This is a genomic window from Pseudomonas sp. FSL R10-0399 (assembly GCF_009600165.1).
Lineage (GTDB): Bacteria > Pseudomonadota > Gammaproteobacteria > Pseudomonadales > Pseudomonadaceae > Aquipseudomonas > Aquipseudomonas helleri.
In genome coordinates this window covers 1-15,674 of record NZ_WIWK01000047.1, presented here as the reverse complement: position 1 = coordinate 15,674, position 15,674 = coordinate 1, and the positions used below count along the sequence as shown (strand labels likewise).

11 protein-coding genes are annotated in these 15,674 nt (G+C 59.3%); 1 reads left to right on the top strand and 10 read right to left on the bottom strand.

The annotated features are described in order from the left end of the window. Position 1: 1 nt before the first annotated feature. Positions 2–1,651 (bottom strand): rhodanese-like domain-containing protein, encoded by a 1,650-nt coding sequence (locus GHO41_RS14955; RefSeq protein ID WP_153434010.1) that lies wholly within the window; start codon positions 1,649–1,651, stop codon positions 2–4. A 261-nt stretch (positions 1,652–1,912) separates the two neighbouring features. Here GHO41_RS14955 and GHO41_RS14950 point away from each other — a divergent pair, with 261 nt between their 5' ends. Further along, a complete protein-coding gene (locus GHO41_RS14950) occupies positions 1,913–2,842 on the top strand; it encodes a LysR family transcriptional regulator (RefSeq protein WP_153434009.1) in 930 nt (309 codons plus the stop codon). 39 nt (positions 2,843–2,881) lie between these two features. On the opposite strand, the gene GHO41_RS14945 is transcribed toward GHO41_RS14950, so the two are convergent. The 9 genes from GHO41_RS14945 to GHO41_RS14905 form a co-directional block, all read right to left on the bottom strand. Continuing rightward, on the bottom strand, positions 2,882–4,696 hold the full coding sequence (locus GHO41_RS14945) for an ABC transporter ATP-binding protein (RefSeq protein ID WP_153434008.1): 1,815 nt from the start codon (positions 4,694–4,696) through the stop codon (positions 2,882–2,884). Between the two features lie 81 nt (positions 4,697–4,777). Further along, positions 4,778–5,296, bottom strand: a complete 519-nt coding sequence (locus GHO41_RS14940) for a DOPA 4,5-dioxygenase family protein (protein WP_153372926.1) — start codon at positions 5,294–5,296, stop codon at positions 4,778–4,780. A gap of 106 nt (positions 5,297–5,402) precedes the next feature. Next, positions 5,403–6,524, bottom strand: coding sequence for an ABC transporter substrate-binding protein (locus GHO41_RS14935; RefSeq protein ID WP_153434007.1), 1,122 nt, complete (start codon positions 6,522–6,524; stop codon positions 5,403–5,405). After that, entirely contained in the window at positions 6,521–7,696 is a 1,176-nt protein-coding gene (locus GHO41_RS14930; protein WP_153434006.1) for an ABC transporter ATP-binding protein, read from the bottom strand. The genes GHO41_RS14935 and GHO41_RS14930 overlap by 4 nt, the downstream gene beginning before the upstream one ends. Positions 7,697–7,698: 2 nt before the next feature. After that, complete coding sequence (locus GHO41_RS14925) at positions 7,699–9,552, bottom strand: iron ABC transporter permease (protein WP_153434005.1); 1,854 nt, start codon at positions 9,550–9,552, stop codon at positions 7,699–7,701. A 15-nt stretch (positions 9,553–9,567) separates the two neighbouring features. Next, positions 9,568–12,327 (bottom strand): TonB-dependent receptor, encoded by a 2,760-nt coding sequence (locus tag GHO41_RS14920; RefSeq protein ID WP_153434004.1) that lies wholly within the window; start codon positions 12,325–12,327, stop codon positions 9,568–9,570. Between the two features lie 102 nt (positions 12,328–12,429). After that, positions 12,430–13,395: a FecR family protein gene (locus GHO41_RS14915; RefSeq protein ID WP_153434003.1), complete on the bottom strand. Its 966-nt coding sequence runs from the start codon at positions 13,393–13,395 to the stop codon at positions 12,430–12,432. After that, positions 13,392–13,901 (bottom strand): sigma-70 family RNA polymerase sigma factor, encoded by a 510-nt coding sequence (locus GHO41_RS14910; RefSeq protein WP_048385783.1) that lies wholly within the window; start codon positions 13,899–13,901, stop codon positions 13,392–13,394. The genes GHO41_RS14915 and GHO41_RS14910 overlap by 4 nt, the downstream gene beginning before the upstream one ends. A 210-nt stretch (positions 13,902–14,111) precedes the next feature. After that, on the bottom strand, positions 14,112–15,272 hold the full coding sequence (locus tag GHO41_RS14905) for an MFS transporter (RefSeq protein ID WP_153434002.1): 1,161 nt from the start codon (positions 15,270–15,272) through the stop codon (positions 14,112–14,114). Between the last annotated feature and the right edge of the window lie 402 nt (positions 15,273–15,674).

The window sequence follows — 15,674 nt, the reverse complement described above, 5'->3', positions numbered from 1 at the left end:
ACTAAGGGTTGGTCACCGTGTCGGGCCATCGAAACTGCACCGTGTCATCGCGCGCAATGTCGTGGCCCAAACCGCGCTCCCAGGTGAGGTAATCGCGAAAGATCTGTTCGCGATTGACCTTGGCGCGCATCGTCGAGCCCCAGTCATCATCGAAAGGCGACAACAACTGCTGCGGCTCAAAGGCCTCTTCTACTTCCAGGCCCGCAGCGCGCCAGGCCTGGGTCCCGCCCTTGAGCGCATAAGCCTCAAGGCCAAGGGTGCGGCTGACGTGCGCAGCGGCATAGGCCGCATTGACGCCATCCGGCGAGGTGAATACCAGCGGGCCAGGCGGTTGCGTTTCCAGCCAGGCGGCCAGCGACGGTCGTAGCACAAACTTTGCGCCCGGAAGATGCCCCTGTTCATAGTCCAGGCTCGGGCCCACATCCAGCACCGGCAAACCGGCGGCGAGGTGTTCCTGCACCTGCTGTGGCGCCAGCCAGCGCACAGCGGCCGGCAACGCGTCGGCGGGCGCTTCGGTCACCAAGGTCACACCCGCGTCGTCCAGCGAGAGCACGTAAATGTCGGCGTTATCAAAGTGCGACAGCCAAAACGCAGTCACCGCCGCCCGCTTCAGATGACCATCGTCCACCAGCACAATCCGCGCATGGCGCACCGGGACGTGCGCGTCATACGTCATCAACAATTGGCCACCCGGTACAGACACCGCATGCGCAAGGTGCCCGGCACGGTAGGCCGCTTCGGGGCGTACATCGAAGACATACAGCGTTCTCTGATCGCGCTCTGCATGCAGTTGCAAGAATTGAGCGTGATCAATCACCTTAAGCCCATGACGCTGCACCAGCGTGGCAGTGTGCTGGCGCAACACCTCATCAGGCGCCAGCCGCCCCGGCGACGGTAACTGTGCGTCGCCCGGCCCGGTGGGCAAACCATAAAGGAAGGACGCCATCACACCGTCCTGCAAAAACGCCACGTTCGACACCCCATTAAGCAGGGCCAACGTCGTGGTTGCGACAATGCCCCGCGTGCGGCTGAAGCAACTGATCACATACAAATGATCGGCCTCGTCCGTGCGGCTCAGCTCCTGAAGCGCCAGTTCGACGCCCGGCACATTCAACGCCCGGCCAATGCTGGTTTTTTGGTATTCAAACTCAGGCCGGCAATCAATTACCGTGGTGGGCTGCCCGCGTTCAAAACGCGCTTCCAGTTGCGCGGGTGTGAGGGTCGGCGTTGCATAGTGAGCGTGGGCCAAATCAGCGAATGCCTTGACCAAGGTGTTATAGCCGGTGCCCAGCGAATACCCGCTGGCCTGCCACCCTTTAATGCCGCCCTCAAGCAACCGGACATGGGTAAAAGACAACGCCGCCAGCACTGACATTGCCTGTTCAGCCGCCCCGCCATCAGCGCCGTCATCATCCACTAACACCACACACACTTGCGGGCGCGGAACACTGCGCAACACCTGAAGTTCAAGACTGCTTAATGCACTGTGTGCCGAAAGATTAATGTGACCTTGAGCATAAAACCTGGCTTCACGAACATCGATAACAGCCACTTCTTCACGGCGCATTAACACCGCATAAAGATCACCTGCCGATAATGAAGGGAATGTTTGAAGCCGTGCCATGCTGTTTTGCCCGGAAGTTGTACTCATCGTTAATCATTTTTATAGGCAATGACCTTCACGTAGCAACTCGAATAATCTGTTCTCTGGCATCGGAAATTCTGTTGGGCGGTTATTTAACGGCGGCTCGCTGCTTATTCCTTTAAGGAATAAAACTATCGCTCAACAGCCTTTCTCTTAAACAGGGCAACTTCCTATAATCCCCGCCCATTCGTCTTACGGCACTGAGTTCTCCCATGCTGCGCAACCTACCAAGGGCTTTGCCTGGGTCTGCTACACACAGAGGCCGTCATGTCGTTTAAGTATTCGCTTAAACAACTGCGCTACCTCGTCACCACCATTGAATGCGGCAGCATCTCTGAGGCTTCTCGACGTCTTAATATTTCCAACCCAGCCATTTCATCGGCCATCAAAGACCTTGAAAGTCGATTTAATCTGCAAATATTTATCCGCCATAAATCAAACGGATTAATCCTCACACCTGAAGGTTCCAGCTTCTTTGAGCGCGCAATAAGTTTGCTTCGCGATGCCCGCGAGTTCGAACAACAGGTCAACGGTGACAGTGACAAAGTCAGCGGCGAAATAGTACTCGCCTGTTACGACCCGATTGCGTCCTGCTATTTACCCGAACTCCTGGCTTCATTCAAAGAACGATTTCCCGCAGTCAAGATTTCACTTCACGTGGTTCATCAAAATAAAATAGCCGAAGGTTTAAGGTCTGGTGCCTACGATTTGGCCCTCACCTACTCCGCAGGTTTAAGAGAAACCCATACCTGCATCCCGCTATTGCCCGACCTCTACCCGCGTGCAGTATTGCCAGCGGGCCACAGGCTGGCCTCTTACAACGAAGTGTCGTTATCGATGATCGCCGACGAACCGTTGATCCTGTTAGACATCTGGCCCAGCAACCAATACTTCCTGGGCCAGTTCGAAGACGCGGGCCTGCACCCCAACATCGCCTACAAAGTGCCCTCGATTGAACTCGTTACCGCCTTCGTCGGCCAGGGGCTTGGCGTGTCCATCATGGTGACCTTGCCAGAACAGATCCAGACCCCCAACGGCAACAAAGTCGTCACCCTGCCCATCAGCGACCCACTGGTGGCCTCACGCACCGTCGTCGCCTGGAACCGCGACAAAGACCTCACCCGCCTCACCTCCGAATTTGTGAACCACTGCAAAAACGAGATCAAACTGCCACGGCATATGCGCCCGCTGCAGTGAAAACGAGCGCTTTTTCACCCCCCGTTTAAATCGGCCACCTCAACTCGCCAACCCCTCCGGATGCAGCGGTAACACACCACCCACCTGACGCTCCCACAGTCGACGGTACGCACCATTGGGCCGTTTCAGCAGTTCGTCGTGGGTGCCATCTTCAATGATTTTGCCGTTATCAAAGAACAAGATCCGATCCAGTTGCGCGACCGTTGAAAGCCGATGCGCCACCACGATCACGGTTTTGTCCTGCATCACGTCCGTCAGGGTGTCTTGAATCGCCTGCTCGGTGATGGAGTCCAGGCTGGCCGTTGCCTCGTCCATGATCAAAATGGGCGCGTTTTTGATGATGATCCGCGCGATGGCCACCCGTTGACGCTGGCCGCCTGACAATCGAACCCCGCGCTCGCCCACCAGCGAATGGTATTGGCGGTCCATTTTTGCAATGAAGTCATGGGCGTGAGCCTGCCGGGCGGCCGACTCTACATCCCGTTCACTGGCGTCCGGATTACCGTAGCGGATGTTGTCCAGCAGGCTGCGATGGAACAGCCCGGGTTCCTGCGGAATCAAGCCTATCTGCGAGTGCAAGGAGTGCTGGGTGAAGTGCCGGATGTCTTTGCCGTCGATACAGATGGCGCCTTGTTGCGGATCGTATTGGCGTAATAACAGATTTAGTAACGTCGACTTGCCAGACCCCGAATACCCGACCAGGCCCACACGTTGCCCGGGCGGAATCACCAGGTTCAGGTTGTGAAACAGCACTTGGCCAGCCTGGTAACCAAAGGTCAGATTGCGCACTTCAATACTGCCACTGACGATTTTGATGTCACGCGCCTGTTGGTCATCGACGATCTCATGGGGCACCACAATGGTTTTGACGCCGTTTTCGATGTTGCCGATGTATTCGAACAAATCAAGAAAGCGCCTGCTGATGTTGCGCGCTTCGGCAATGACGACAAATGACAGGGTGGTGCTCATCACGAACTCCGGCACACCGATGCTGCCTTGCTGCCATAACCACAGCGCAAAGCCCAACAAACCGACTTTTAGCACCAGCGAAGCACTCATCTGGAACAGGACAATTTTTTCGTTAAAGCCAAATGACTGTCGCGCCGCCTGGACTTCTCGGGACAAAAACTGCTGCAGATGTGCACGCTCGAAACCGATACGGGCAAACAGCCGCACGGCCGTCAGGTTGCTCACGGCGTCCACGACACGCCCCGTGGTTTCACTGCGCGCCGCAGAAAACGAACGTGAGTACGGCTGGCAACGGCGCGCCAGCAAGTACGAGCACAGTACGAACACCACAGACCAGACAAACGTGAACATGGCTAGCATGGGGCTGGCCGTCGCCAGAATGATCACCGCAACGGTCAGCGTCACCAGCACCGGCAACACATCGAAGATCAACGCCCACAGCGTCATGTTGACGCCCATCGACGTTTCGGAAATGCGATTGGCCAGTGAGCCGGCGAAGTTGCTGCCGATGTAGCGTTGGGAGTGATGCTGGAGGTAGGCAAACAAGTGCGCCGTGACGCGGGTCCGTTGCAGCGGCGCAACGTGCACCCGGCAGAACCCGGCGATGCGCCCGAACACCAGTTCACCCAGATTCAACGCTATGAACAGCGCCAAAGGTGGCCAGATGGCACTTAAATCACGCGGCCCATTGAGGCTGTGGCTGAGCACCCCAACCACCTCACCCAATGCCAGCGACACCGTTACCCCGCAGGCCGAAGACACCACCTGCAAGATCACGATCAACACGTACCAGCGCATGAAATAGCGGGCAAATTGCAGCGTAAAACGAAACGGGCTTGAGGCCAGTTCAGGGATGTGCGAGTCAGAAGTCGTGGTCGACGTCATGGTATTCCTTGGTTCAGACAGGCCGGTTGACCGGTTGTTGTTGGCACAGCCCTCAGAGGGAGGGCTGTGTTATCGAGCGGATCAGGCGCTTGCAACGGGTGGCCATTCGCGGGTTTTGTAGGTGTCATCACCGGGGCGGTAACGCACCGTCCCCGCCAGATGGCGCTGCTGGCCCACCAGCAACACGCTGTTGACTTCGGTCTGCTCACCGGCAAGGCGTTGGGCTTCTTTTTCACGCATGCTGTCGAGCCCCAACTCCAATTGCTTGCCAAACCACAGCGTCAGATACGAATGGTCGATGTAAACGTTTTCGGTAATCGCATGCAGCAGCACGCTCAAGCCTTGGCGCGCTTCCAGCAACCAGTACACATAACGCTCGAAGTCTTCTTTAAGAATCGCGAAGCGAAACATCGGTGAGGGATGCAGCCCATTGGCCTGGTCGAGCCAGCGGTAATCCCAGATTTTGAAGCGGTCCTGAAGCTCTTCATTCAGGCGCTCGGCGATTGCGCGTGTCTCTTCAGAAAAATAAATATGGCTGTGCCAGGCGACGATTTCGTCGATCTCGGCAGGTACATCAGGGACGGTAGGCAAGTGAGTCATGATGCGATCTCGGGCAAGGTTGATAAGGCGCGTTGCGGTGTGGCATCCAGCGAGAACGCTGCATGCTTGCTGGCTTCGGTCATGTGAAGTTCCTTGAAGGGTTGGCTCATAGGGTTTGCTGCCAAAGCGCGCGCAGTTTCGGCACCCACTCTTTAAGGCCGCGGGCGGTTTCCTGGGGGCTGAGCATGTTGAGCCGAGCGGTGTGCGCGGCCTCTTCTGGTAACCCTGGCGGGAGCGGCGCACCCGGCAAATTGCCCAATGAATAGGCTTCGCTGGCCAGCAGGGCCTGGGCGTCAGGGGTCATCAGCCAGGTCAGCAATAAACGCGCAGCGTTAGGGTGCGCAGGCTGCCTGACCAGCCCCTGACCAAAGGGCACCAGCAAGGTGAAGTCCGCCGGGTATTCAATGGCGATCGGCACCCCCAGCCGTTGCTGACGTAGCAACGGTGGCAGGTAGGCCCACGGGTTCAGCGCCCGACGACCTTGGGCGAGGCTGATCACCCCGGCTTCTTGCGCGCCACCCGCCCCGCCGCGATCGCGGAGCTCACGTAACTGCTGAAGATCGATGCGCTGGCGCGTCAGCAGTTGCAGCAGAGCTACGTCGGTGGTGCCTGCACCGCCACCCGGCGCGCCATATTCAAAACTGTTGCGCCACTTATCGTCGAGCAGTTGCGCGACATCCACAGGCAGAGTTTCGCTCCCTACACGGCGCGTGCTGTAACCCAGCCCATACACCTTGTTGAAGGTGAAGTAGACCTGGTCCTTGTAGCGCCAGATGGGCTCCAACGAGGCGCTGCTGCTCGGCGTCCAGCCTTCCAGATAGCCGCGATCGGCGATGTCCATCACCACGTTGACCGGCTGGCTGATCAGATCGCCGTAGTGCGCGCCGGTGACTTTTTCGACGTCCAGCCGATCCGTAACCGCCGTGGGCGACAGGTGCATATAGGTCACGCGAATACCGGGAAAGGCCTGGCTAAAACGCGACCACAACGGCTGCCATTCGTAATCCATCGCAGCCTGATACATCACCACCTGCTGCTCGCCGCCTTTAATCGCCGCGTGATACAGGGCTTCCATGTCGGCCTGTTGCTGGGCGGTGCCGGTCAATGCACGGGTGCGCTGAGTCACCTCATCATCGGTGAACGCCGCTTGGCGGGTGCCGAAGGCAAACACCCCCATCAGCACGCCGACCACCAGCAACAGCCGCACGCTGTAAGGAAGGCGCCTCATGCAGCCTCCCGGCCGGGGGCTACGGGCTCTGCAACAAGGGTTTCGGAGCTCTCGTCGCGCGGCATGAGCACCGCAGCACCCGGCTGGATCAACAGGTTCACCGCGCGCCCGTTCAACGACTCACGGGTGTGGGCCGTGGTGCCCCACACATCCAGCGCCAACGTCACGGCCAAGGTAAGGCCTTGAACCTGTGCTTGCGCCAGATAGCGGTCGCCGGCATAGGTGATCTGCGAAATGACGCCCGCAAGCACCGTCGCATTGGCTGGCGCCGGGTGCTCAAGCGGGACGGCCACCACTTGTGCGGCGCGCAGGGCCAGCCATACCGCTGCACCGGGCAAAAGACCGGCTGGATTACTGGAGGCCAGCCACTGATCGCTACCACTGAGCGGCACCTTTGCCACGCCATCAGATGCGGCGCTGATCTGGCCACGCAGGATATTTTCGAAGCCGACAAACTCCGCGACAAAGTGCGTACGCGGGGTCAGAAATATCTCACTCGGCGTGCCCACCTGTTCCAGCTTGCCGACGTTCATGACAGCGATGCGATCAGCCAGCGCCAAAGCCTCGGCATGGTCGTGGGTGACATAGACCGCCGTGTAGCCCAATTCATCATGAATGCGTCGCAGGTCCTGGCGCAGCCGAATGCGCAGTTGGGCGTCCATGTTCGATAACGGCTCATCGAACAGCATCAGCCCGGGCCGGGCGACCAAGGCGCGTGCCAACGCCACGCGCTGCTGCTGACCGCCGGACAGCTCTGCCGGGTAGCGCTCGGCATGATCGTGCAAGCCGACCAGTTGCAGCGCCTCGATCACTTGGCGCTGCTGCGTTTCACCGAGACGGGCGCGAGTCTTGAGCGGGTAACTGACGTTTTGCCGAACGGTCATGTGCGGCCACAGCGCGTAGTTCTGAAACACCATCCCGATGTTGCGTTTCTCAGGGGCCACAAACAGGCCTTGCTGCACATCGGCCACAGCACGTTCACCGAGCAGGATTTGCCCCCCGTCGGGTTCTTCCAGCCCGGCAATGCAGCGCAGCGTGGTGGTTTTGCCGCAGCCGCTGGGGCCCAGCAACACGAAAAATTCTCCGGCTTCGATCTGCAGATCCAGATGCTCAATGGCATTGACCCGACCATCAAAGGCTTTACGGACATTCTTGAGAGTTACACGGCTCATGCTCAGAGACCTCCCGTTGTACCCGCGGCCAGGGCCAGGGCACGTTGCTTGTTGCGATGGTTATTGAGGTGCCGCGCACGCCGGAAGATCCACAGGGTCAACAGGCTCGCGCCCCACAGGAAAATCGAGAACGCCATCAGCACCATGAGCAGCGCAGCGGCCATGCTGTAGTCGCCTGCGCTTTGCAGGTTGTAGGTGATCACCGCCAAGGTATTCACCCCGGGGGACTTGAGCAGCAGCGGGACTTCCAGGTTGCCCGAGACCATCAACGCACTCATGAACCAACCGGCAATAAAACTCGGAGCTGCGAGCGCCAGCACGATCTCAAAAAAGGTCTGAACAGGTCCGGCGCCACTCATGCGCGCAGCCTCGGACAAGGACGGCGCGATCTGCGAGGTTGCCGACAAGGCGATCTGGCTGGCGAATGGCATGGCCGTGACGATTAACGCCAGCGCCACCAGCCAGATCGAGCCATACAACTGGGCAAAGGCAGGGATGCTCAGCCAGGCCCAGGAGATCGCTACGGTGGTCACCACACCCGGCATGGCCAGCGGGATTAACGTGGCAAAGCGCAACGCTGCCTGGCTAAGACGCCCCAGTTGGCGAGACAGGGTTGCGACGCTGAAGGCCAGGGTCATGACCACCGCACCAACAATCACCCCCAGCACCAGCGTCACGCGGATCGCTTCGATCACTCGGGGTTGCTCCAGCACGCTGATGTAGCGCGCCAGCGACAAATCGCTGTAAACCCCCGGATAAGGCTGGATCGACGAGAACGCCAAAGCCCCCAGCGGCAGTACAAACGAGAGCACTAAAAACAGCAGCACCAGCACGCAGATCAATGAGCGAAAGCCGCGCAAACGCAGGAGCCTGGCACGGGAAAACTTGCCGCTGACTGACACGTAGCCCTTGCGTCCCAGCACCCGCAGTTGCCCCATGTAGATCAACGCAATAAACGCGACAAACAGGCTCGACAAAATGCTCGCCTGTGCATAATCGGCAGGCCCGGCTCCGCCCCCTACCAGGTTAAGCAGCAAGGTCGCCATCACCACAATGTTGTCTGGCCCGCCCAGAATCAGAATCGGCTCAAACACTTGCAGCCCGGCAATGATCCCCAGCAACGCAACGCTGGTCAGCGCCGGGGCCAGGCTGGGCAGGTTGATGCTAAGAAAGGTACGAAATGGCCCCGCCCCCGACAGATACGACGCCTCATCGTGCGAGCTGTCCAATGCGCGGAATGCCCCCACGATAAACAAATACGTCAGGGCGACCTTTTTAAGGATCAGAACCGTGTAAATCCCCCACCAGCCCTGAACGTTCAGCCACGGTGATTCAACGCCCAAGCCATAGCGCAACGCGTCATTGAGCAACCCGGTCCAGGGGTTGGCCAACTGGGTGAAGGCAATGGCGTAGAAAATGCCCGGCGTGACAAACACCAACAGCATGCACGGCATGATCCAGCGGCGTATCCACACGTCCGTGCGCTCGCTGATAAACGCCAGGGCGATGGCAAAAAACAGCGAGGCCACGGTGCTGACCACGGCGATCTTCACGGACGCCCAGATCGCCGCGAGCATGCCCGGGTTGTGGAACGCCACTTGCCAGGCAGCCAACGTCCACTCACCCGGCAGAAACGGCGCACTGCTGCGAAACGCGCCGACCACCAGCATGATCAAAGGCCACACAAACAAGACCGCGATCACTGCAAAAAACGGCACGAACCACACGCTTTTAATCAGCGCACGCGGACTGGCGCGGTTCCCGCTCAGGCGGGCCAGAGACATCAACAAACGCTGCCTGAGCCCCGGTTCAAGCGCTTCGCGAGGCAACGTTGCGCCTGGATTAATACGACTCATGCTCCTGCTCCCTGTTTAGAACTGGTAGTTCAAACCCACGTAATAAAAGGCACCAGAGGCACCCGCCGGGGCGATGAAGCCGTAGCGGTTGATCCCGTTGACCTGGTTGTACGATTTGTATTTCTCGGGGTAGGTATCGAACAGGTTGTTAGCGCCCGCGTTCAGGCCCAGCTCGCGGGTCAGTTGGTAACGCACATCAAGGTCCACGACCCATTGCGGGCTGAACGTCTGGTCGCGGCTTTCGAGGGTCGGGTGGTTGTAGGTGTACTCGCCAAAGCGCGTGGCTTGTACGTTTACGCCCCATTTGCCGAGGGTGTAGTCGCTGGACAAAATGAGCTTGTTTTCCGGCGTGCCGTTTTCCGGGTTGCGCAGCACGTCACGGGTAAACAGCGTGGTCCCGGTGCGGGTCAGGACCGAGCCCTGTTTTACGTTGCTGACCTTGGTGTCGATCACGCTCAGGCCCGCGCCCAGGTCCAGCCTGCCGTACTGTTGCAGGTCGAGCCGATGCTTGAGTTGGGCGTCAACGCCGGTAGTCCGGGTGTCGTAGCCGTTGGTGTAGAACGAAGCGCCAGAGAAGTTGCTCAGCCCAGCCTTGGCCAAAATATCGCGCACGGCCGTCGAGCTGTTGTCTGCCGGGTCTTGCAGGGTCTGGGTCGCGAGGATGTTGCCATCGATGTCGATACGATAAGCATCGACCGTCAACGATGTCCGCTCATCAGGGGTCCAGACAAAACCAAGCGAGAAGTTTTTGGCTTTTACCGGGTCCAGGTCTTTGGCGCCAAAGGCCGCCACTGCGCTGTCACCGGGGCGAAACAAGCGGGTACGACCGGGTGCTGCCGCGCCGCCGTCGAAGCTCCAGTTGCCCGTGTAGGTGGTGGTTTGCGTGGACAACTGCCCCAGGCTCGGCGCCCGGTAGCCGGTGCTGAACGTCGAGCGAATGGCAAACGCCGGAGTGAACGTATACCGCGCAGACAGCTTGCCGTTCACGGTGTCGCCAAAGTCTGAATAGTGCTCGGCCCGCAGTGCGGTGCCTATTTCTAGTTTGTCGGTCAGGTGGCCTTCAAGCCCGGCATACACGCCCGCCACATTGCGCGACAGGCTCCCCAAGTCATCAGGGTTGATACCGGCAATGTCCACTGCGCCAAACCGTGCCCGTTGCCCCGCGCCCTGTTGCCCGACGGGAATCAACCCGCCGCCGTAGTCCCAGGACTGTTCATCACCAATGTCGTTGATGGCAAAGTTTTCATGCCGATAAGCCGCGCCGCCCGACAGCGTCCAGGGTGAAGGTGCCCAGTTGAAATCCAGGTCATGGGTCCAGTCCAGCGCCAGGTTGGTGGTCTTGCTTTCACTGGCCCCGCGATAGAAAGAGGTGGCCGACGCCAGCCCATAGCTGGGGCTCAGGCTGTTCTCCAGATAGCCGCGGACCTCGTTCTTGCCATACGACAACGACAGGTCAAAGTTACCGAGGAACGCCTCGGCATACTTCACACCGACCACAGCGGAGGTGTCGTAGCGCTTCTCGGAGACACGCGGCTGAAAGCCGTCCGGGTAGATCGCCTTGATGTTGTCCCGCGAGGTGGAGTAGTTGGGGTTAACGTCGTTGAAGTTGTTCGAGTAGGCGTAATTGAGCGTGGAGTACAGCCGGGTTTCATCGTTCAAGCCCAGCTCCGCGTTGGCCAGCAGCGAACCCTGATCTCGACCGCCCTGCCCCCATCGACCTGTGCGCAAATCACCCGGCGGGCCTGCGTTGACGTACTGGTTGTCGACCCCGCTGCGGTCGACCGGGTTGTTACTCAGGCCATCGGCACTGAGGGTCAGAAACCCGTCGCCCGGCAAGCTGGTGCCCCACCATCCATTGGCATTGCGTGTCTCGCCGTCACCTTTTTTGTATTGCCCATAACGGGTTTGCAAGCCGCCCCCGCTGTCCTTCTCTTTGAGGACAACGTTAATCACCCCGGCAATCGCATCCGAGCCGTACTGCGCCGAGGCACCGTCGCTCAAGACTTCAACACGCTCGATACCGCTGATAGGAATGTTGTTCAGTTCTACCAGTTGGTCCGCGCCCCACGGGTCGACGCCCGACAAGCGCCCGGTAGGGTTGCGGCGCTTGCCGTTGACCAGAATCAGGGTGTACGCCGGGCTCAGCCCGCGCAGTGAGGCCGAGCGCACGGCGCTGGTGCCCTTGGAGGCGTTTTGACCTTGGGGAAAGTTGAACGAGGGCACCAGCAACGTGAGCGCCTGATTGAGCGTTACGGCCCCCGAATTTTGAATCTGTTCAGGGGTGATCAGCTCCACCGGCGCCAGGCTTTTGAGCGCCGTGACATCCTGGCGGCGAGTGCCGAGGGTCACCACCGTGGCCAGCGTCGGATCAGCGCCATGAGCCGCTTGCACCGGCGCGGTTTTAGTTGGCGCCACGGCAGACGTTTTAGCGCCCGCCTGCGTAATCACAATCGCTCCGCTGGCGGTGCGGCTGGCACGCAAACCAGTGTTGTGCAGGGCCCGATCAATCGCCTGGTCACGGCTCAGCTCACCCTGAATGGCGACGCTGTCCAGACCTTCCAGTGAGGCTTGGTCAAAGGAAATCGGCGTGCTGGTTTGCCGAGAAATCGCCAGCAGGGTATCTGCCAGCGGACCTGCTTCAAGGGTGAAGTGTTCGAGGCGCTGATCAACCTTCGCAGGGTCATCTGCCAACGCGGCAGACGGCAATGCACCGAGGCTCAACAGCAGCGCGCAGGCAAGAGGGGCAAGGGCAAAGTTACGAGTGGGTATCGGCATTTCGAATTCACTGTGCTCAAGGAGGATTACCTTCCATGAGCAACTGCTTCAGTGAATTTTCAGGGTCGCCCTAGATCGTTTACGCCTATCGATAGAACTCGCTCACGCACGCTCAATGCTGATCCAGTAAGGGCCGAAGCGATTGACCCGAATCGGCAACTGCTGCTCCAGCATTTCCAGGGTCTGGTCGCTGTTGTCCAACGGATACAGCCCGCTGACAGACAGGCTCGCCAAACTGTTATCCAGGCGCACGATGCCACGTCGATAGGTGCGAAGAGTATCCACGACCTCGCCCAAGGGTTGATTGCGCGCTTCAAGCCAGCCACTGAGCCAGGCCGTCTCGCCCTTGCGCATGGCTTGCTGTTCAACAACCACCCGGTCATTAAACAGCACGCTGCGCTGCGGCTCGATGGTAATGCTCGGGCCTTTACCGGGCGTCAATCGCAGGGATCCTTCCAATGTACTCAGACGGGTGGTATCAGCGTTCTGGCGCACCATCAGCCGCCCACCGGTGCTGCTGATGACACCTTGAGCGGTACGTAAGGTAAAGGGTGTATGGGAGTCTTTAGCGACATCCATGACCAGTTCGCCCTGATACAGCTGCAACCGGCGCTGGTTGTCGACAAACGCCGTCGCCACCCGGCTCCGAGCATTGAGCTGCACATGACTGCCGTCGGCCAATTGCCAGGTACGACGTTCAGCCGTGCCGGTTTCCAGCTCATCCACAGACGGCCATGACACGCCCGCCGTACGCCCCAACACGCTGATCGACAACGCCAGACCACCAAAGGCCAGCGCATTGCGCAAGAACGTGCGGCGCCCGGAAGGCGCATTGATCGCCTGCAGGATCGGCGCACTGGAGCGACCACGCCAAGGCGAACTCTGGGCGGCCCCCAAACCCTTTTGAATCCGGCTGAACGCGGCAGCATGCCGGGGGTCCGTCGCCAGCCAGACTTCAAAGGCGTGGCGCTCTGCGCTGGCGACCTCACCCGACTGCAAACGCACCATCCACAGGACGGCCTCTTCAGCCACACTGTCTTCAAGCACGGCACCTGCGCCACGACTCACGATTCAAATACCTGATAACAGCAGCGCAATGCCTGAGCCATGTAGGTGTGTACGGTGCCGAGCGAAATACCCAAGTGCTCACAGATACGGGTGTACGTCAGCCCTTCAATCTGATTGAGCAAGAACACCGCTTTGGCCTGGCTGGTGAGGCCATCAAGCAACTGGTCAATGGCCAGCAAACTCTCGATCAGCATCAACTGCTCTTCGGGCGCCGGTTGGAACTGTTCAGGGATGTTCTGCATGGTTTGCAGGTACGCCCGCTCCAGATCGCGGCGGCGCCAGCCTTCATACATCAAGCGTTGGGCAATGGTCGTCAACAGTGCCCGAGGCTCACGGAATGAGCCGGGGTCCGGGAGGGTCAAAATGCGCGCAAACGTTTCTGCCGCAATGTCTTCAGCACCATGCGGGCAGTCCATACGTGAGCGCACCCGGGCGCACAGCCAGTGGTAATTAAGCTTGAACAACTCGCCGATTCGTTCGCGATTTTGCGCACCTGAAACGCTCATTTCTATCACGCCAAAAAGCGGCTGCCCCGCTCCTTGGTAGGGTGTTCAGCCAGCGGTTTACTGTCGGCGTCCTTGAGTTTTGGTGCGCCCTGTCGCCTTGGGCAACAGTGCGTGGACTATGACTGAACGCTGTTTAGCGGAGAAAGAATAAAAAAATCGGCTGTGTTTAATTTTGGAATAAAAGCCCCCACCGACAGGTTTTCGCGAAGGCTATTCAGTTTTTCGAAACACCAGCATTGCGGCAAATACAGCCCCCACAGCAGCGATGCACAGCATCAGCGCCTGATCACTGATGTACGTCGCCACGGCCCCGGTGGCGATGGGGCCCAGTACGCCGCCCAAGGTGTAGAACAGCGCTATTGCGGTCATGGCGGTCGACACTTGATGCTTGGCCACGCGGTCGGCGGCTTCGATCACGGCCACGGTGTTCATGCCGCCAATCGCTCCGCCCCAGACAAACACCACCAGCGCCGCCAGCCACGGCAAAGGCTGGCTGAAGGGAATGGCCAAGGTGCCCAGCAAGAGCAGCAGGCCGCAGATCAATTGCGCGGTTTTGTAGGAACTGCGGTCGGCCATCCAGCCGATGGGCAGTTGCAGCAAGGTGCCGCCCAGCCCGAAGACGGAGATCAGCAGCGTCGCGGCCGTCAGCGGGTAGCCCGCTGCCAGGCTGTAGGGCGCGAGAAACGACACCGTGGAGGTTTCGGCAAACCCTGCAATCAAGGCGGCGCCCAAGGCGATGGGGATGAGGCCGTAGAATTTGCCATGGGCTTTTTCTTGCGGTGTTTGCGGCTGCGAATCGTGGCTTTTGAGGGTCAGCGCCAGCGCGCCCGATAGCAGCACGATCGCCGCGCAGGCGTAGTACGGCAGCGCGCCGTCAACACCGAACACCACCAGCAGCAACGGGCCAATCGCAATGCCCAGGCCCATCAGGGTTTCATGCACACCAATGGCTCGCCCGCGGCCGTCGCGCGACGACACGGCAACGATCCAGGTGTCACAGGCGATCCAGCGCAAGATCAATCCCACGCCCAGCACAAAGTTCAGCCCGAAGATCAGCACCAGATCCTCAGTCAATGTCATGCCCAGCAACGCCAGGCTGGTGAGCAGCGCGCTCAGCACGTTGGCCTTGACCAGGCCGAGTGAACCCAAAACGCGCGGGACGACTTTGTAAAGCAGCAAAATCGCGATCCACGAAGCGCTGACCACCACGCCGATTTTCGCCGCGCTGACGCCTCGCTGCTCCAGTGACATGGACAGCAGCGGCGTGATGGTGCCGATCTGCACAATCTGCGACAGCACCGACAGCGCATTGATCTTGGCCAGCACGAACCAGCGGGGTGGATCGGTGTATTCCGCACTCGGCGATTGCATGCGCACAACCCTTCCCTGGATGACCGCTCGGCGATGGCGGCACGCGCAATCATGCGCTTTTTTTGACTCATTGAAAGGGGCATCCCTGGCGCTTAATCGCTGAACACTTGCTATGGGCACTTCTCGTTGGCGAAGTTCTAGACGCATCGAACAAAAAATCACATATATCTTTATCGAATATTTAAATACTAATTAAGACTTTTTTAGTCTATTGAAATATCGTGCATCATCCTTTGACGCTCGCTCCTGCAGAGGGTGTAACACGAACATTTTTTAAACGGAGTCAGTCAATGGGTAAAGTCCACACCGCGAGCGCTGTGCCGGACGCGTTATGGCGCCCGGCACCGGTCGGCGACTTGCTCGATCTGGGCCGCGCCTATCGCGAACCGCTGGCGCTGGGGC

Bases quoted from the DNA above. Each gene is read 5' to 3' on its own strand.
- GHO41_RS14955 (WP_153434010.1), bottom strand. From the start codon at position 1,651: ATGAGTACAACTTCCGGGCAAAACAGCATGGCACGGCTTCAAACATTC.
- GHO41_RS14950 (WP_153434009.1), top strand. From the start codon at position 1,913: ATGTCGTTTAAGTATTCGCTTAAACAACTGCGCTACCTCGTCACCACC.
- GHO41_RS14945 (WP_153434008.1), bottom strand. From the start codon at position 4,696: ATGACGTCGACCACGACTTCTGACTCGCACATCCCTGAACTGGCCTCA.
- GHO41_RS14940 (WP_153372926.1), bottom strand. From the start codon at position 5,296: ATGACTCACTTGCCTACCGTCCCTGATGTACCTGCCGAGATCGACGAA.
- GHO41_RS14935 (WP_153434007.1), bottom strand. From the start codon at position 6,524: ATGAGGCGCCTTCCTTACAGCGTGCGGCTGTTGCTGGTGGTCGGCGTG.
- GHO41_RS14930 (WP_153434006.1), bottom strand. From the start codon at position 7,696: ATGAGCCGTGTAACTCTCAAGAATGTCCGTAAAGCCTTTGATGGTCGG.
- GHO41_RS14925 (WP_153434005.1), bottom strand. From the start codon at position 9,552: ATGAGTCGTATTAATCCAGGCGCAACGTTGCCTCGCGAAGCGCTTGAA.
- GHO41_RS14920 (WP_153434004.1), bottom strand. From the start codon at position 12,327: ATGCCGATACCCACTCGTAACTTTGCCCTTGCCCCTCTTGCCTGCGCG.
- GHO41_RS14910 (WP_048385783.1), bottom strand. From the start codon at position 13,901: ATGAGCGTTTCAGGTGCGCAAAATCGCGAACGAATCGGCGAGTTGTTC.
- GHO41_RS14905 (WP_153434002.1), bottom strand. From the start codon at position 15,272: ATGCAATCGCCGAGTGCGGAATACACCGATCCACCCCGCTGGTTCGTG.